At 44.2% G+C, this 17,370-nt stretch carries 14 protein-coding genes and 1 other annotated feature; of the genes, 6 read left to right on the forward strand and 8 right to left on the reverse strand.

The genetic code is table 11. The features are described 5' to 3' along the window. The first annotated feature begins 6 nt into the window (after positions 1-6). Entirely contained in the window at positions 7-1,134 is a 1,128-nt protein-coding gene (gene tyrA / locus R7F64_RS08815; RefSeq protein WP_005381901.1) for a bifunctional chorismate mutase/prephenate dehydrogenase, read from the forward strand. A gap of 77 nt (positions 1,135-1,211) precedes the next feature. On the opposite strand, the gene R7F64_RS08820 is transcribed toward tyrA, so the two are convergent. The 3 genes from R7F64_RS08820 to ettA form a co-directional block, all read right to left on the reverse strand. After that, positions 1,212-2,213, reverse strand: coding sequence for a M23 family metallopeptidase (locus R7F64_RS08820; RefSeq protein WP_005381900.1), 1,002 nt, complete (start codon positions 2,211-2,213; stop codon positions 1,212-1,214). A gap of 39 nt (positions 2,214-2,252) precedes the next feature. Beyond that, the gene (locus R7F64_RS08825) at positions 2,253-2,612 is read right to left on the reverse strand and encodes a PilZ domain-containing protein (RefSeq protein WP_017821492.1); all 360 of its coding nucleotides are present in this window, start codon (positions 2,610-2,612) and stop codon (positions 2,253-2,255) included. A 230-nt stretch (positions 2,613-2,842) separates the two neighbouring features. Further along, complete coding sequence (ettA, locus tag R7F64_RS08830; RefSeq protein WP_005381894.1) at positions 2,843-4,510, reverse strand: energy-dependent translational throttle protein EttA; 1,668 nt, start codon at positions 4,508-4,510, stop codon at positions 2,843-2,845. Between the two features lie 364 nt (positions 4,511-4,874). Between ettA and sltY the strand changes: the two genes are divergently transcribed. After that, the gene (gene sltY, locus R7F64_RS08835; protein WP_412034461.1) at positions 4,875-6,821 is read left to right on the forward strand and encodes a murein transglycosylase; all 1,947 of its coding nucleotides are present in this window, start codon (positions 4,875-4,877) and stop codon (positions 6,819-6,821) included. A gap of 13 nt (positions 6,822-6,834) precedes the next feature. Continuing rightward, the gene (gene trpR / locus R7F64_RS08840) at positions 6,835-7,143 is read left to right on the forward strand and encodes a trp operon repressor (protein WP_005381892.1); all 309 of its coding nucleotides are present in this window, start codon (positions 6,835-6,837) and stop codon (positions 7,141-7,143) included. Positions 7,144-7,253: 110 nt separating this feature from the next. On the opposite strand, the gene yjjX is transcribed toward trpR, so the two are convergent. The 5 genes from yjjX to bamD form a co-directional block, all read right to left on the reverse strand. After that, positions 7,254-7,787 carry an inosine/xanthosine triphosphatase gene (yjjX, locus tag R7F64_RS08845; protein WP_318071605.1) on the reverse strand — a complete coding sequence of 178 codons (534 nt, stop codon included), beginning with the start codon at positions 7,785-7,787 and terminating at the stop codon, positions 7,254-7,256. Between the two features lie 24 nt (positions 7,788-7,811). After that, positions 7,812-8,990, reverse strand: coding sequence for a prephenate dehydratase (pheA, locus tag R7F64_RS08850; RefSeq protein WP_017636154.1), 1,179 nt, complete (start codon positions 8,988-8,990; stop codon positions 7,812-7,814). 12 nt (positions 8,991-9,002) lie between these two features. Further along, positions 9,003-9,124 (reverse strand) — a sequence feature (Phe leader region). Between the two features lie 108 nt (positions 9,125-9,232). Further along, positions 9,233-9,559, reverse strand: a complete 327-nt coding sequence (gene hpf / locus R7F64_RS08855; RefSeq protein ID WP_005381889.1) for a ribosome hibernation-promoting factor, HPF/YfiA family — start codon at positions 9,557-9,559, stop codon at positions 9,233-9,235. A gap of 325 nt (positions 9,560-9,884) precedes the next feature. Continuing rightward, complete coding sequence (locus R7F64_RS08860) at positions 9,885-11,366, reverse strand: lytic transglycosylase F (RefSeq protein WP_309473959.1); 1,482 nt, start codon at positions 11,364-11,366, stop codon at positions 9,885-9,887. 148 nt (positions 11,367-11,514) lie between these two features. Continuing rightward, positions 11,515-12,243, reverse strand: a complete 729-nt coding sequence (gene bamD / locus R7F64_RS08865) for an outer membrane protein assembly factor BamD (protein WP_170890653.1) — start codon at positions 12,241-12,243, stop codon at positions 11,515-11,517. 136 nt (positions 12,244-12,379) lie between these two features. Here bamD and rluD point away from each other — a divergent pair, with 136 nt between their 5' ends. From rluD to clpB, 3 genes are all read left to right on the forward strand, one after another. After that, positions 12,380-13,357 carry a 23S rRNA pseudouridine(1911/1915/1917) synthase RluD gene (gene rluD, locus R7F64_RS08870; RefSeq protein ID WP_005381875.1) on the forward strand — a complete coding sequence of 326 codons (978 nt, stop codon included), beginning with the start codon at positions 12,380-12,382 and terminating at the stop codon, positions 13,355-13,357. Position 13,358: 1 nt separating this feature from the next. Beyond that, positions 13,359-14,087 (forward strand): peptidoglycan editing factor PgeF, encoded by a 729-nt coding sequence (gene pgeF / locus R7F64_RS08875; protein WP_047103899.1) that lies wholly within the window; start codon positions 13,359-13,361, stop codon positions 14,085-14,087. 144 nt (positions 14,088-14,231) lie between these two features. Next, on the forward strand, positions 14,232-16,805 hold the full coding sequence (clpB, locus tag R7F64_RS08880; protein ID WP_005381873.1) for an ATP-dependent chaperone ClpB: 2,574 nt from the start codon (positions 14,232-14,234) through the stop codon (positions 16,803-16,805). Positions 16,806-17,370 lie beyond the last annotated feature (565 nt).

A 17,370-nucleotide genomic window follows, 5' to 3' on the forward strand; every position in this document is an offset into this window, starting at 1 on the left:
ACATCAATGGCAGTTGAACTTAACGCATTACGCGATCAGATTGATGCAGTCGACAAGCAAATGTTGGAGCTATTGGCTCAGCGTTTAGCGCTCGTAGAGAAAGTTGGGGAAGTAAAAAGCGAACATGGTTTGCCAATTTATGCTCCAGACCGCGAAGCGGCGATGTTAGCTTCTCGTCGCGCTGAAGCTGAAAAAATGGGAATTCCTCCGCAGCTTATTGAAGATATTCTGCGTCGAACAATGCGTGAGTCTTATGCCAGCGAGAAAGATTCCGGTTTTAAGTGTTTGAACCCTGATTTACGCTCAGTTGTTATTATTGGTGGTAATGGTCAATTGGGTGGCCTGTTTGGGCGTATGTTCAAATTGTCGGGCTACCAGGTCAAAGTTCTCGGCAGTAAAGACTGGGATCATGCGGATGAGATTCTAGACAACGCGGGTTTAGTCGTGGTCACGGTGCCGATTCATCTAACGGAAGGGGTGATCGAAAAACTGGGGAACTTGCCGCAAGACTGTATTCTGTGTGACCTGACTTCTATCAAATCGAAGCCTCTGCAAGCAATGTTGAATGTGCATCAAGGTCCTGTGGTTGGTTTGCACCCAATGTTTGGCCCAGATGTTCCGAGCCTTGCCAAGCAGGTTATTGTGTACTGTGATGGCCGTGGTCACGAGCATTACCAATGGCTATTGCAACAGTTTGGGATTTGGGGCGCAAGCTTGTGCCAAATCGATGCACAAGAGCACGATCATGGCATGACGTTGATTCAGGCGCTGCGCCACTTCACGTCGTTTGCTTACGGTATGCACCTTAGCAAAGAGAATCCGAACATCGATCAGTTGTTGAAGTTAAGCTCGCCAATCTACCGCCTTGAATTGGCGATGGTGGGACGACTGTTTGGTCAGGATCCGAACTTGTACGGTGATATCATTTTCTCTTCTCAAGAGAATATCGATATGATCAAGCGATTCCATCAGCGTTTAGGTGATGCGGTAGCGATTCTGGATAGCAGAGACAAAGCGCGATTCATCGAAAGCTTTAAGCAGGTGAGTGATTGGTTTGGTACTTATTCTCAACAATTTATGAATGAGAGCCAAAACTTACTCAAACAGGCGAATGATAATATTCATCGCGGCTAATCACGGGTCATTTAGCCGTGCAGAGTCCGAAACAAAAAGAGCAGCGTAAGCTGCTCTTTTTCGTGTTGATGGACAAATCAGTTCGTCGCAGTATTACTCGTATCTTCACTTGATACTGTGTTGATACTAGTATCGCGATAGGGTGAATTGGTTAAATTGACTTGTAGACGTACAACGTTATCAATCAATTGAACCAAAGGTCCCCATTTCACTTTTTTCTCTTTTTCAAAGACGTCATTGAAGTTTTCTGGCGTCCACTCCATTAAGTATTGAGGGTTGAGTGCTCGTCCGAGAAAGCGTACTTCATAGTGCAAGTGTGGCCCTGTGGAGTTGCCAGAGTTACCGCATTGAGCAATGATGTCGCCTTTACTAACAAACTGACCGCTTTTCACTTTGAAGCGTTGTAGATGAGCAAAGGAGCTCATAAAGCCAAATGAGTGACGAATGGTGACATAGTTACCATAACCACGATTGCTCGGGCGAACGGTTTCCACCACACCGTCAGCCGGTGCCAGGATCTCTTCTCCTCTTTTACAAGTCAGATCGATACCAGTATGAACATGCCTCTTACCTGAAATCGGATTAATACGACTGCCGTAAGAAGAAGAAATACGTTGGTATGTGACTGGACTGTCATTTGGTATCAAACGGAACATCGTCGCGCGAACAGCAGAATCGATAGCGGCTGCGTCAATTCGCTCCTCTAACCCCATGCTGTTCTCATCGATCATCAACTCTTCGTCTGCGAGACCTAAAACCGATTCAACGTCGAATACCCGTTTGCCCAATAGCTGAATTTGATTGTTTTTGTCCGTCAAAGACTGGGAAAGTGAATGATTGGTATCAAGCTGCTCTTCGTAAAGAGCCGTCACTTCGGCCTTTTCACTTTCCAGTTTGGCGATGATTTGTGTTAGTTCGTCTTTATTGTGCATCTGCTGCTGATTAAGGTACCACGCACCACCAACGACGGCGGGTAATGCCAATACCGAAGCAAATACTGCTAGGACCGAACTGCGGCCCAAATAGAACTGCTGATCGCCGTCTTTCGTCGGGATCTGCATGATGATTTTTTTAGACATAGTTATTGTTACTTAAATAGGCGTTCATTTATTTTTCTCCTAAAAACCAGAGAGGTGCTCTAACTCTCTATTCAGAAGGTCGTTATTGCCTACATTCAATTCTATAAATCGTTTTAGTTGGCTAATGCTTTCGATGTCTATCTTAGCGATCTTCAACCTCACCTCACACTTAGAGACATCCACAACTTGCGCTTTTAACGTAATCAATTGTTCGGATTGATCAAATGAAAAAGTCACATGGACCGGAAGGGTTGGATCCAAAGCCTCAGTCTCTTCCACTTTCATGAGTAAACCATGCAAGGAAAGATCTTGAATCCTAGCTTCAATTGCCAAGTCACGTTGTTCTATCTTAGCTGGAGCTTGATGGAGAATACGTGAAAAGCGTCGTCTCTCTGTCATATGAATATTCTCGTCAGGTCGTCAAACAGAATTGAATAGTATATCAATACGAACAAAAAATGTTCGATTGTTGTTTGAAAAGTGTCGAGGTCGCTACAGAGTGACGTAAGTGCTATGTCATGTTCTTAACGAACGAGACGGGCTAATGAGCTCTTTTTATAACAAAGAAAACAAAGGCCGCTATGATAGCGGCCTTTGTACAAATTACAATCAAACTTTGTGGGTTGCGATTACTTCGCAATGCGCTTGTATTTGATACGGTGTGGTTCTGCGGCTTCAGGACCCAATGTTTTCTTCAACCAATCCATGTACTCTGTGTAGTTACCTTCGTAGAAGTTAACTTGGCCTTCGTCACGGTAGTCAATGATGTGGGTTGCGATACGGTCAAGGAACCAACGGTCGTGCGAGATAACCATTGCACAACCAGGGAACTCTAGTAATGCTTCTTCTAGAGCACGCAGTGTTTCAACGTCAAGGTCGTTGGTTGGTTCGTCGAGTAGCAACACGTTACCGCCCGCTTTAAGCAGCTTCGCAAGGTGGACACGGTTACGCTCACCACCCGATAGTTCACCAATAATCTTTTGTTGGTCACTGCCTTTAAAGTTAAAGCGTGAACAGTATGCGCGAGCTGGGATTTCGAAGTTGTTGATCTTAATGATATCAGCACCTTCAGAGATCTCTTGGAATACGGTTTTAGAATCGTCCATGCTGTCACGGAACTGATCGACCGATGCCAGTTTTACTGTATCGCCCATCTCAATTGTGCCCGAGTCTGGTTGTTCAGTACCACTTAACATCTTGAATAGCGTCGATTTACCTGCGCCGTTCGCACCGATGATACCAACAATCGCACCTTTAGGGATGCTGAATGACAGGTCATCAATCAGAACACGACCGTCAAATGACTTGGTCAGGTTCTTCACTTCAATAACCTTATCACCTAGACGCTCACCTGGTGGGATAAACAGTTCATTGGTTTCATTACGTTTTTGGTGATCAGAGCTTTGCAGTTCTTCAAAGCGAGCCATACGTGCTTTTGACTTCGCTTGACGACCTTTAGGGTTTTTACGTACCCACTCAAGCTCTTTCTCGATAGTCTTTTGGCGAGCACTCTCTTGGGAGGCTTCTTGTTGTAGACGAGCGTCTTTTTGCTCCAGCCATGAGGTGTAGTTGCCTTCCCATGGGATACCTTCACCACGGTCCAGTTCTAAGATCCAGCCCGCAGCGTTATCTAGGAAGTAACGGTCGTGGGTGATGGCCACTACGGTACCTGTGTAATCCACTAAGAAGCGCTCTAGCCAAGCAACTGATTCTGCATCTAGGTGGTTGGTAGGTTCATCAAGCAATAGCATGTCTGGCTTAGAAAGTAGCAAGCGACAAATAGCCACACGGCGGCGTTCACCACCTGATAGGTGCGCAATTTTTTGGTCCCATTCAGGTAAACGTAGTGCGTTTGCTGCACGCTCAAGCGCATTTTCTAGGTTATGACCATCTTTCGCTTGGATAAGGGCTTCTAGCTCGCCTTGCTCTTTTGCAAGTGCGTCGAAGTCTGCATCTGGTTCAGCGTAAGCTGCGTAGACTGCGTCCAAACGTTTCAGAGCGTCAGCAACGTCAGCAACCGCTTCTTCAACAACTTCACGAACGGTTTTTGATTCGTCTAATACTGGTTCCTGAGGTAGGTAACCTACGTTTAGACCAGGTTGTGGACGCGCTTCACCGTCGATATCCGTGTCGATACCTGCCATGATACGTAGCAGTGTGGATTTACCTGCACCGTTCAGACCTAAAACACCGATTTTCGCACCAGGGAAGAAGCTCAGAGAGATGTCTTTAAGAATTTGACGCTTAGGTGGCACAATTTTGCTCACCCGCGACATGGTATATACGTATTCAGCCATTGCCGATCGTTCCTAAATTAACTGTCATTCAAACCCATCATTTTATACCAAGTGCTTTGTTTTTGTTACCGCATTGCAAGAATTTCCCTAACGAATGGATTTCTTATTTTGAGCTGACCGGAAACTTACACGGTTAGGGTATACACTTTTGTTATTCGTTAAGAATGACGAAGTGTTTTCTATGCGAGTTAGAAACGCTTTGTCTCCATCGTCTTAAAAGTTTGACGAGTACAATTTTTAATACACTAAGTTGCTTTACATGGACATCTGCATTCTGTGTAAATAGATGCATGTGTGAAAATTGCCTTAACATCACATGAACTCTAACAAAACTAGGCTTTAGGGCAGTATATGTCTGGGGAAAATGACACAAATGAGATTCAACGTATCTGAATTGGCTAAAAACGTATGCTGCGCCGCCGCGTTGTGTGCTATGAGTTTGAGTGCTAATGCCGCGCTGAGTTTGGAAAAGCAGCGCGAAGTATATGAGCAAGCTCAAGATTTATTAGATAAAAATGACATCGACGGATACCTTTCGATTCGTCCTAAAATTTCTGACTATCCACTAACGCCTTATGTGGATTACCGCACTTTTATTAGACAGTTACCGGAAAAGTCACCACAACAGGTGAACGAGTTTATTTCTGAGCACGAGTCTTTTCCATTTTCTCGTCGAGTTCGCGCTCCATACCTCAATCATCTTTATAAGCAAAAAGATTGGAAAACCATTACTGAGTTTCAAAAAGTCATTCCTAGTGGTGAGCGTTACCAATGTATTTTCTACGTCGCTCAATTAAAGCAAGGCAAGAAAGTCGCGGCGTTTAAAGGGGCTGAACATATGTGGTTACGTGGCATCAGCATTGCTGATGAGTGTGACCCATTATTTGAAGCATGGGACAAGGCGGGTGAGCGTACCGATGAACTGATTCTACAGCGTATGTTACTGGCGTTTGATGCTCGTAATGGCGGTTTGATGAGTTACTTGCTCAAACTGCCTAAATCCGCGCAGGCAAAGCAACAAGCCAAAGAAATGAAAGCGTTGTTTGATAATCCTTCAAGTGTTGCGGAATTCGCGAAGAAAAAACCTGCGAATGATTTTAATCGAGCGCAAAGTGAATATGCGTTAGAAAAGTTGGCTCGCATGAACACTAGCCAAGCACAAGGTGCGTACGATGCCGTCATTAAAGGACAGAAGTTTTCTCCAGAAAAAGCGCAAGAACTTGCCGACTATATTGCATTTCGATTGACTCGTACGGAGTCTGAGTCATTAGCTAAATGGCGCGATGATAAAACGAAAACCAGTCAGTACTTACCGTTGATTGAAACGCGCATCCGCTTAGCGATTCAAAATGCAGATTGGAAAGGCGTACAAGAGTGGATTGCTGTTCTAAATAAAGAAGAACAAGCCACGCTACGCTGGCAATATTGGCTTGGAAGAAGTGAAATAGCGTTAGGTGATGACATCGCGGGGAAACAGCGTTTAGCAACTCTGCTTGGGCAACGAAACTTCTACAGTGTGGCTGCCGCCAATGCAATCGGGCAATCAATCAAATACCCAACGCATACGGTTAAGTTGGACAAGAAAGTTGTTCAACCCTATCAAGACTCGCTAGCTCGTATCGAAGAGTTGATCGCGACGGATAAAATCGCAGCAGCGAAGAGTGAATGGGCACACTTACTGCGCCGCGTAGGGAAAGATGAAAAGGTGATGTTGGCGGCTTATGCATCATTTAAACGTTGGCATAACCTAACGGTGACCGCGAGTATCCAAGCGCAGATGTGGGATAATATCGAACTTAGGTTCCCAATAGCACACCGCTGGTGGTTTAATTTTTATGCGAAAAAGCACAACATTGATCCCGTCACGATGATGTCTCTCGCTCGACAGGAAAGTGCGTTAGATGTTGAAGCCCGCTCTCCAGTTGGCGCTCGTGGTCTTATGCAGATCATGCCTGCAACGGCGAAGTACACGGCACGTAAATATAAGTTGAGTTATCAAGGTACGCAGGATCTCTACAATGTAGGAAAAAATATCGAAATTGGTAGCCATTATTTGCAAGGTTTATTAGAGGATTACGATAATAATCGTATTTTTGCTCTTGCTGCTTATAATGCAGGTCCTAACAGAGTAAAAACGTGGCGAGAGCGTACCCAAGGAAAAGTGGATGCTTATGCCTTTATTGAGGCAATTCCATTTAAAGAGACGCGCGGTTATGTACAAAACATCTTGATGTTTGAAACATACTATCGTGATCTTTTGGGTATCGATGGCGCGTTATTGAATCAACATGAGATCAATACCAAGTATTGAGTGAGGTAACTTGATGTCGCACGAACCCGAGTATAAAGACTGGCAACAGATTATTGAGCTAATTCGAACAAGTATGGGCACCCAGCAAGATGACATGCTGTTAACTATGCTGATGTCACGTGATGAGAGAGAGTCATTAATATCACGCGTTAATATAATTAACGAACTTCTTAAAGGAGAATTATCTCAACGTCAGATCAGTCAGATGCTTGGTGTGGGCATTGCCACCATTACTCGTGGCTCTAACGAACTAAAGTCGAAATCTGATGAAGAAAAAGACAAGTTGAAAGTCTTGTTAGAACAAGTTGCGGTATCTAAGTAGACAGTATATCCAATTTGCTTTTAGGCCTTGGTGTTACAAGTGACTAAGATAACGTATTACAAAGGGCGGAAATATCCGCCCTTTTGCGTATCTAGAGACTAGGCTGAGTGTTATAAATTTGAAGGAAAATGCTCAGGGTTTGTGAATGGAATTAAAGCCAGAATCAAGGCTTGGTGATAGACCGAGCTTCGAGTTAGCTGGTTTTGGGTTAGCAGGCTAATAGCGCCACCTTTCTGTTTGATATTATCAGTACCAAACACTTCGTCCATTACATCTCCCAACTCATTCGCATCCTTGAGTTTTTCCAAGACTTTTGGCGGCAACATTAAGCTTGCAGAACGAGATTCACCGCGGTGAGTCTCTGACTCAACCACCATCCAAGCAAACGTCACGTTTGCTTCAATTCCCGCTTCGAGACCGACATAGTAATCCGCGTTTGGCATCTCTACTTTTGCGTTTTTAACGCGGTTTAGCGCACCACGATGAGTTTCTTCATTCGTCATGGGCTGATCTGCGACCTCACTCGGTACACTGATGCCAACGAAGTTGAACTCTTGATGCGGAAATGCATTACGAAATGCACTTTGAACTGCATTAATTTTGGCTAGGTTTAGCGATGCGATTACGACTTTTTGGGTTGCCATGATCTTTTTACTCACTGGTGTCTATTAACTCAATTTTACTTGCGTAGGCTTTACGTTCTCACTCGGGTAACAGCCTAATACTTTCAAGTGTTTAGTGATTTTTGTTAGCTCTTCAAGTGCCTGTTGCATTTCTGTCGAAGCAAGATGTGATGTCAAGTCTACGTAGAACATCTCTTCCCACGGGTTCCCCATAATTGGGCGTGATTCTAGCTTGGTCATATTGATGCCGTAACGTTGCAGCACTAATAGTGTTTCAACCAATGAACCTGCCTCTTGGGAGGTCGACATGATCAATGTGGTTTTTGCTGGAATCTGAGTAGAAACTTCAACCGGTTTACGAGCAACCACGATAAAGCGAGTATGGTTTTCGGTTTGGTTTGCGATGTTGCCTTGAATTGCTTGCAAGCCATATAGCTTACCGCTTGATGCATTACCAATTGCAGCCACATCATCACGATCCATCTCTTGGACTTTCTGCATTGCATCTGCTGTGCTCGCGCAGGACTCCAGCTTTACCCCTTTCATACGGCTTAAAAACTCACTGCACTGTTGGTGTGGCTGAGGGTGAGAATACAGCGTTTTAATATCTTCCAGACGAATGTCTTTTTTCGCAACCAAGCAGTGTTCGATTGGTTGAGTCAGCTCTCCAACGATGTAAAGCGTCGTGTGTTGTAGTAAGTCATACACTTCATTAATAGAGCCTGAGCTGGTGTTTTCGATTGGCAGAACGCCATAATCAGCATGGCCAGATTCAACCGTTTGAGTCACTTCTTTAAAGTGCTCGCAGTTGAGCTCGATAAGCTCTGTATTTTTACGACTGAAGTATTCGCGACTTGCCAAGTGCGAATAAGAGCCTTTGGCTCCTAAAAAAGCGACGCGAGCAAGTGGCTTACGGCTTTGCTGTGGGTTAACGAGATTTTGCAGATAACTTTGTTGAAGCAGAACTGAGTCTTCAATGATGGTATGGAAAAGTTTAGTGATGTACTGCGCGTCAAGTTCGTATTTATCTTGGCCATTAGAAATCAGCTTGACCAATAATTGCTGTTCACGGACGGCGTCGCGAACAGGCTTTGAGGTTTGTACTTTGCTTTTGGCTACTTCAATGCTGAGTTTACGGCGCTCAGACAATAAGCTGAGAAGTTGGTCATCCAACTCATTCAAGCGTAAACGAATTTCTTCGAGGGAAATAGGTTGGTCAGTCATCAATTCTTTCCTTATAAAAAAGCCTCCCGATTTGGGAGGCTTTCTGTTTGTTTTTGACTTTTCTTTCACAAACGAGTTCGCCCCTCCAACTATGGGAGGAAAAAGAAGTCAAAAATAAACAGTGAGGTTAAATGCATAAATAGTGCTTAATTTATGAGTGTTTAAACACAATAAGCAAGGCAGGGGAGAGCGTCAAGCAAAAAAATAGCGCCTTTCGGCGCTATTTCCTCAATCTGTTCAGTTTACTCTTCTTCTTCCACTAGCTCAGGCTTACTTGCACGTCGAGCTTCAGGTTTGTGGGTCAGCTTGTTCAATTGTCGTTCTAGTTTTTGCTCCACTTCGTTGATAGCTGCGTAAAGATCTTCGTGAGTTGCTGAGGCAATAAGCTGGCCTTTAGGAACTTTGATAACCGCTTCGAATTTCTTCTGTTTGTTTGGTTCCTCACTGAAAGTTGCTTGGCAACCAATTAGGTCTACTTGCCATTTCTCCAGTTTTTTAAATTTGCTCTCAATATGAGCTCGGATTGCAGAGGTGATTTCGATGTTTTTGCCAGTGATATTCATTGTCATAAGTGTTTTTCCTCTGTTGCATCCCTCATGGGTTGAGTTCAGATTACCGCTTTAAGCATAAAAAAATGTGATTCAGATCATTATTTTGCTCGGGTTTTTTATGATGAAAAATGAATGTGATCTCACTCAAGAACTTCTGAGATTTATCGTGAAATTGCTTGTTATCGGTTAGTAAATCCGTAGATTGGATAGAGTACTCAGCTGAAAACGGCCTCGTTTTTAGGGAAGTTTTACGGCCTAATATTTGAGGTGGTTAAAATTTAACTACACGTAAGGTGTGATGACGATCACTGAGTCTTTCCAATGAATCCATTTAAAAAGCCGCTTACTGTACAAGCGGCTTTTTACTGTCTGGCATTTGGCTGACTTTTCGTAGCGGTATCATGAAAATGGGGTCTTTTGGGGCTAGTGAAACCCTTTCTAGACTTTTGACTTGGTCCAAACTTTCTAGTTGTTTGTATATTATGTAGTAGCGATTAATGCTTGTGACGTACCCAACCGTTGAGCTTAAACTTTTCCGCATAACGACTTCCACGTTATTAAACCAAACATTAGGATCGTAACCTTGTTGGGCTGCACGCTTACGAATACGCTCTACATTGCCGGGGCCCGCATTGTAAGCCGCCAATGTAAAGTAGAGTTTATTTTGTGCAGTAATATCAGGATCACTGAAGTACTGCTTACGCAAAAAAGCTAAGTATTTCACTCCAGCATGAATGTTGTTTTCTAATTGTCGAACATTTTTGATATTGATATTCGGATCTTGAGCGGTGCTGGGTAGGACTTGCATTATGCCAACGGCACCTCGGCTTCCAACTAGGTCGTTATTAAATCCTGATTCCTTGTAAGCGATTGCAGCGATCAGTAAATAGTCGATATCGTATTTCTCACCATAGCGTGAAAATAGCGCTGCGAGTTTTTCTAGTTGAGCAATTTTCTTAGGGTTAAGAGCTCTGTTCAACCATCCCGTGTTATCGATGTATTTACCGTAAATAACGTTACCGAGTAGTGTCCCAGAGCGAGACTTCTGGATGAACTTATTCACGACGGCTTTTAATTTGGGACTATTTTCTCGCATTGCCCAAGCAATTTTGCCATTTTTGCGGATAGGGATTTTTTTGTGAACCCGAATATCATCCATCACTTTCAGCCAAAGCTTGGCTTTATGGCTATCGAGAACAATGGCTTTGACGTAACCATTGTTGAGCATTCCGACCAGCTCATAATCTTGAAGTGTTTCTTCAATAAAGTGCACGATAACAGGCGGTAAGCCTTTTTTGTTTAGTTTCTTATTTAGTGTCTGAATGCTTTCAAAGTAGCTAGAGCTGGCGCGCACCCAAATCTCTTTGCCGCTCAGTTGTTCGATTTTCGTCATCGTTGGTGTGCTTTTGTTTGTCACTACCCACTCTTGAATGTCAGTGAGAATGGGTGAACTGAACTCCACTTTCTGTTTGCGCGTGTCGGTAATAGTCAGGTTGGCGACAACTAAGTCACCTGAACCGTTTTCTAAGGCTGGCAGTAGCTGGTCGCGGGCAACAGGAATAATTTGTACGTTAAGCTTTGGTTTGAGTTTACGAAGGTCTTTTTCGAAATGCGCCAGCAATTCCGCGCCTATGCCTTTTGGTGTGCCGCCCTCAATGTAGTAAAAGCCTAAATCAGCAGAAACTAAGACGCGCAGTACATTCTTCTCCTTGATGACATCGAGGTCCCCAGTATAAGGAGGCTGTTTGAGCGGCGAGATTTGCAGTGCGCAAACGGAAGCAGACAATAGGAGCAGCATAACTGCGCAAAGCTTAGATATCGTCACGTTCACATCCTTTTTATAAAGGGGGGAGGAGAACTTTAAGCATATGTGGAGCTAGGAAGATCATCAAGAAAGGGCTGAATACACTATTGAGAGTAATAAAAAACCGCCACGGTAAAAACGGTGGCGGTTCAGTTTAAAGCAAGTTCAATTACTTCACAGGGTTGAGCTCTATAAGCTTTTCAGTTCTTGCTACGGCGTCTTCCAAACCAAGTTGCTTGTAGGCCTCTAGCTGGATAGTCAGTGACTTACGTGCAGCTTCTGTGTCTGGATACGCTTTTTGTAGCTCTTGGCTGCGATTAATAGCAGCGACCCAAGCTTCACGGCGAAGGTAGAAGTCAGCAGTCGCTAAATCATAGTTCGCTAGACGGTTTTTCAGCGCGACCATACGTTTTTGTGAATCTTCTGCATATGGGCTATTCGGGTAACGTTGAAGTAGTTTTTTGAAGTCATCAAACGCTTTTTTTACCGGTTCAGGATCGCGATCGCTTCGATCTACGCTGAATAAATCATGCATAAAGTTACGATCTTGCGCCATGTGGCTTAGACCTCGCATGTACAGCACCCAATCCATCTTTTCATGGGTTGGGTTTAAACGCATAAAGCGAGAAATGGTTGCCAAGCCCAAAGCAAGGTCGTCGTTTTTGTAGTACGCATAGATTAGGTCAAGCTGCACCTGTTCTGAGTAGGCACCGAATGGGTAACGTGAGTCTAATGCTTCCAGTTTCTCAATTGCAGAAAGCCAATTACCACTTTGAAGAGAAATCTGTGCGTCTGCATACAGTTCCGAAGGCGGCACATCAGGAACGATTTCTTCTTTGCTTGCACATCCAAACAGAAGGGATACCGCTAAAAGGCTTGTTAAAGTCTGACGTTTCATATCAGGAGTCTGTTCCTTGAATCTAAATATTTCTTAAGCTGCCGTTACTTTCTTTCCAGTAACAGATACAATGACGTAATAGTCTATTTTTTCACAGTCGTGAGCATTAGTCTCACAGTTTTTAAAAAAGTTCGATATGGCTCAGCAGATTGTATTAACAAATACCGTAAAAGATAGCCAGTTAGGTCAACGTTTAGACCAAGCTATCGCCGAATTATTCGCGGACTTCTCTCGCTCGCGCCTAAAAGAGTGGCTGCTTGATGGGAAAGTTCAAGTTGATGGTGAAGTTGTCACTAAACCTCGTACCAAAGTAATGGGTGGCGAGGAAATTACATTGCAAGCCGAGTTAGAAGATGAAGAACGCTGGGAAGCGCAAGATATCCCGCTAGATATCGTCTATGAAGATGAAGATATTATCGTTATCAACAAACCTCGTGACTTTGTGGTTCATCCGGGCGCTGGTACGCCTGATGGCACTGTGCTTAATGCGTTGTTGCATCATTACCCTGATATTGCAGAAGTACCTCGTGCAGGTATCGTGCACCGTTTGGATAAAGACACAACGGGTTTGATGGTGGTGGCGAAAACCGTTCCTGCACAAACTCGTCTGGTTCGCGCACTGCAAAAACGTAATATTACTCGTGAGTACGAAGCGATCGCTATTGGTCGTATGACTGCGGGCGGTAAAGTGGATCAACCGATTGGTCGTCACTCTACTAAGCGCACGCTTATGGCGGTAGCACCAATGGGCAAACCAGCAGTAACGCACTACCGTGTTGCTGAACGCTTCCGCGAACACACGCGTATTCGCTTGCGTCTAGAAACGGGTCGTACGCACCAGATTCGTGTGCACATGTCTTACCTTCAGCATCCGTTGCTCGGTGATATTGCATATGGTGGACGTGCTCGCATCCCGACAGGTGCGTCTGAAGAGCTAACGGCAATGATCCGGGGTTTCGATCGCCAAGCATTGCACGCAGTAATGCTGCGCTTTGAGCACCCAATTACGGGCGAAGTTCTTGAGTTTCATGCTCCAGTGCCTGATGACATGGTTGTGATGACTGAAGCGCTTCGTCAAGATACAGAAGAGCACGGCTTACCGGAAGAATTCTAATATGAAGACGATCATTCCGAATTGGCCAGCGCCTAAAAATGTCAAAGCTTTCGCCTCAACACGCATAGGCGGATTTTCGACAGGCCCTTACCAAGGGCTAAATTTAGGTACTCACGTTGGGGATGATTTGTCTTTAGTAGAGAAGAACCGAGCTTGGTTGGCGCAACAGGCAAGCATGCCAAATGCGCCAATCTGGTTAAACCAAACGCATTCAACCGTTGTGGCTCAAGTAAATGAACCAACAACACAGGTGCTTGATGCGGATGGTGTATTTACTTCTTCAAGCCATGTTGTTTGTTCAGCGATGACCGCCGACTGTTTACCTGTATTATTGACTAATACACAAGGTACGCAAGTAGCCGCTGTTCACGCAGGTTGGCGTGGCTTAGCAAATGGCATTGTCGAAAATGCGTTAGCGTTGTTTTCTGGTGAAGTGATAGCGTGGCTTGGCCCCGCCATTGGCCCTCAAGCCTTCGAAGTGGGTGAAGATGTTCTGCAAGCTTTTGTTGATTTTGATTCACAGGCGAATCAAGCATTTGCTCCACGCGATACCGACGGTAAATGGTTTGCTGACATGTCGGTGCTGGCAACGCAACGTTTAAACCGAGCTGGTGTGACACAAGTGTTTGATTCTGGACTTTGTACTTACCAAGATAAAGCCTCTTTTTACTCTTATCGCCGTGATGGTAAGACTGGTCGACAAGCAACCTTTATTTGGATCGAAGACTAGCTATAAGCACCAAAGCGCTAAGATGCATACTACTATTTTTGCAAAGCTATCTTTATTCATTCACTCCCTTGAAATTCCTCCTCTGAGTATCCATCTTTCTAACTGTCAAAAGAATTTCCTTTAGTTGAGGTTAGGAAGGTAGATATGCGTCTTGATCGATTCACAAGTAAGTTTCAAATCGCTATCTCTGATGCTCAATCACTAGCGTTAGGGCGCGATCATCAATATATCGAGCCAGTTCACCTCATGGTGGCTTTGCTTGATCAAAATGGCAGTCCAATTCGTCCATTGCTTACTATGCTGGATGTGGACGTAACGCATTTACGCTCTAAATTGAGTGAAATGTTAGATCGATTACCAAAAGTCAGTGGCATCGGTGGGGATGTTCAGCTCTCTAGCTCGATGGGCACATTGTTTAACCTGTGTGACAAAGTGGCGCAAAAGCGTCAAGACTCCTATATCTCGTCTGAAGTCTTCCTGCTTGCCGCTTTAGAAGATCGCGGACCATTGGGGCAATTACTCAAAGAGATCGGCTTAACGGAGCAAAAAGTCAGCCAGGCAATCGAAAAGATCAGAGGTGGTCAAAAGGTCAATGATCCGAATGCAGAAGAGCTTCGTCAAGCATTGGAAAAGTTCACCATAGACCTTACCGAACGTGCAGAGCAAGGTAAATTGGATCCGGTTATCGGCCGTGATGATGAAATCCGTCGTACTATTCAGGTATTGCAGCGTCGTACTAAAAACAACCCTGTGATTATCGGTGAACCAGGCGTAGGTAAGACAGCAATTGTTGAAGGCTTAGCGCAGCGTATAGTTAACAATGAAGTACCTGAAGGTTTGCGTGGTCGCCGTGTGCTGTCATTAGACATGGGCGCACTGGTTGCTGGCGCGAAATACCGTGGTGAATTTGAAGAGCGTTTAAAATCAGTATTGAATGAACTTGCTAAAGAAGAAGGCAACGTCATCCTCTTCATTGATGAACTACACACTATGGTCGGTGCTGGTAAAGGTGAAGGCTCAATGGATGCGGGCAACATGCTAAAACCGGCATTAGCTCGTGGTGAGCTGCACTGTGTTGGCGCAACAACATTGGATGAATATCGTCAGTACATCGAAAAAGATGCAGCATTAGAACGTCGTTTCCAAAAAGTGCTGGTGGATGAGCCGACCGTTGAGGATACCGTGGCGATTTTACGTGGCTTGAAGGAGCGTTATGAGCTTCATCATCACGTCGAAATTACCGACCCAGCGATTGTTGCTGCGGCGAGTTTGTCACATCGCTATGTCTCCGACCGTCAGTTGCCGGATAAAGCGATCGACTTAATCGACGAAGCGGCTTCAAGCATTCGTTTACAAATTGACTCTAAGCCGGAGTCCTTGGATAAGCTTGAGCGTAAAATCATCCAACTCAAAATTGAGCAGCAAGCACTAAGTAACGAGCACGATGAAGCGAGTGAAAAGCGTTTGAAAGCGCTTAATGAAGAACTCAATGAAAAAGAACGTGAGTACGCTGAACTAGAAGAGGTTTGGAATACAGAAAAAGCAGCTCTTTCTGGTACTCAACATATTAAGTCTGAGCTTGAACAAGCTCGTATGGACATGGAGTTTGCTCGCCGAGCTGGTGATCTAAACCGTATGTCGGAGCTTCAATATGGTCGTATTCCTGAACTTGAGAAGCAGTTAGATCTTGCAACCCAAGCTGAAATGCAGGAAATGACGCTATTGCGTAATAAAGTAACCGACAACGAGATTGCAGAAGTACTTTCTAAGCAAACCGGCATTCCGGTATCCAAGATGCTAGAAGCGGAAAAAGAGAAACTACTTCGTATGGAAGACGTGCTGCATAATCGTGTGGTAGGGCAAAGCGAAGCGGTCTCTGTTGTATCGAATGCCATTCGTCGTAGTCGAGCTGGGCTTTCTGATCCAAACCGACCAATTGGCTCCTTCTTATTCTTAGGTCCAACTGGTGTGGGTAAAACAGAGCTTTGTAAGACACTTGCGAGCTTTATGTTCGACAGTGAAGATGCGATGGTCCGTATCGATATGTCTGAGTTCATGGAGAAACACTCAGTGGCAAGGTTGGTTGGTGCTCCTCCAGGCTATGTCGGATATGAAGAGGGTGGTTACTTAACTGAAGCGGTTCGTCGCAAGCCGTATTCGGTAATTTTGTTAGACGAAGTAGAGAAAGCGCATCCGGATGTATTTAACATTCTGCTGCAAGTTCTCGATGATGGGCGTTTAACGGATGGTCAAGGTCGTACTGTTGACTTCCGTAATACGGTTGTGATCATGACATCTAACTTGGGTTCATCTCGTATCCAAGAGAATTTCGCAACATTAGACTATCAAGGTATCAAGAGTGAAGTGATGGATGTGGTTAGCAAACACTTCCGCCCAGAGTTCTTGAACCGTGTTGACGAAATCGTGGTGTTCCATCCACTTGGTCAAGAGCACATTAAGTCCATTGCTTCTATTCAATTGGAACGTTTGGCGAAACGACTAGAGGAGAAAGGCTATCAACTAGAAGTTTCCGACAAAGCACTCGATTTGATCGCTCAAGTTGGTTTCGATCCTGTGTATGGTGCGCGTCCTTTAAAACGTGCAATTCAGCAGAATGTCGAGAACCCGTTAGCCAAATCAATTCTTTCTGGTGAAATCGTTCCAGACAAGACAGTGCAGCTAATTGTTACTAATGACCAAATTTGTGCTCATCAATAATTGTATGGATACAGTAAAATTGAGATAAAAATCACACTAAAGGGGCCGTTTGGCCCCTTTTCTATAGTTTTTTAGAGTCTTTTGTCTGTTTTCTATACGAATAAACTAAAAAGGTGAGTTTTTTTAAAAAATGCACTTGTGTTCTTTAATGAACTCCCTATAATGCGCCTCCGTTGTCACGGGAAAGCAAGTGAAGCGGAACCTAAACAACTACGGTTAGTGAGTTAAAATTAACTCGCAGATAAATAACTTAAAAAAGTGTTTGACACGATAAGTTATCTAGCTAAAATAGCCGTCCACTTTGAAGAGAACTTCGAAGTGTGCTCTTTAAAAATATAGACCTATCAATCTGTGTGGGCACTCGTTGATGATAATCCAATTAGAAGCTTAGGCTTCAAATTAGGTTTCAATGATACGAAGTGACCATTGAATCGAAAGATTCAGCACAGTCAATTCAAACATTACTTCTGCTATTTATTAGCGAAAGGAATGTTCAGTATTCATTGAGCCGAACAAAATCTTAAATTGAAGAGTTTGATCATGGCTCAGATTGAACGCTGGCGGC

Origin of the sequence: Vibrio sp. Vb1980, from assembly GCF_033338615.1 — a bacterium.
GTDB lineage: Bacteria > Pseudomonadota > Gammaproteobacteria > Enterobacterales > Vibrionaceae > Vibrio > Vibrio alginolyticus.

What these genes read in the sequence shown, in the direction of transcription:
- bamD (WP_170890653.1), bottom strand. Translation starts at nt 12,243, where the DNA reads ATGAAACGTCAGACTTTAACAAGCCTTTTAGCGGTATCCCTTCTGTTT.
- trpR (WP_005381892.1), top strand. Translation starts at nt 6,835, where the DNA reads ATGTCGCACGAACCCGAGTATAAAGACTGGCAACAGATTATTGAGCTA.
- rluD (WP_005381875.1), top strand. Translation starts at nt 12,380, where the DNA reads ATGGCTCAGCAGATTGTATTAACAAATACCGTAAAAGATAGCCAGTTA.
- tyrA (WP_005381901.1), top strand. Translation starts at nt 7, where the DNA reads ATGGCAGTTGAACTTAACGCATTACGCGATCAGATTGATGCAGTCGAC.
- pheA (WP_017636154.1), bottom strand. Translation starts at nt 8,990, where the DNA reads ATGACTGACCAACCTATTTCCCTCGAAGAAATTCGTTTACGCTTGAAT.
- R7F64_RS08820 (WP_005381900.1), bottom strand. Translation starts at nt 2,213, where the DNA reads ATGTCTAAAAAAATCATCATGCAGATCCCGACGAAAGACGGCGATCAG.
- yjjX (WP_318071605.1), bottom strand. Translation starts at nt 7,787, where the DNA reads ATGGCAACCCAAAAAGTCGTAATCGCATCGCTAAACCTAGCCAAAATT.
- hpf (WP_005381889.1), bottom strand. Translation starts at nt 9,559, where the DNA reads ATGACAATGAATATCACTGGCAAAAACATCGAAATCACCTCTGCAATC.
- R7F64_RS08825 (WP_017821492.1), bottom strand. Translation starts at nt 2,612, where the DNA reads ATGACAGAGAGACGACGCTTTTCACGTATTCTCCATCAAGCTCCAGCT.
- clpB (WP_005381873.1), top strand. Translation starts at nt 14,232, where the DNA reads ATGCGTCTTGATCGATTCACAAGTAAGTTTCAAATCGCTATCTCTGAT.
- pgeF (WP_047103899.1), top strand. Translation starts at nt 13,359, where the DNA reads ATGAAGACGATCATTCCGAATTGGCCAGCGCCTAAAAATGTCAAAGCT.
- ettA (WP_005381894.1), bottom strand. Translation starts at nt 4,510, where the DNA reads ATGGCTGAATACGTATATACCATGTCGCGGGTGAGCAAAATTGTGCCA.
- sltY (WP_412034461.1), top strand. Translation starts at nt 4,875, where the DNA reads ATGACACAAATGAGATTCAACGTATCTGAATTGGCTAAAAACGTATGC.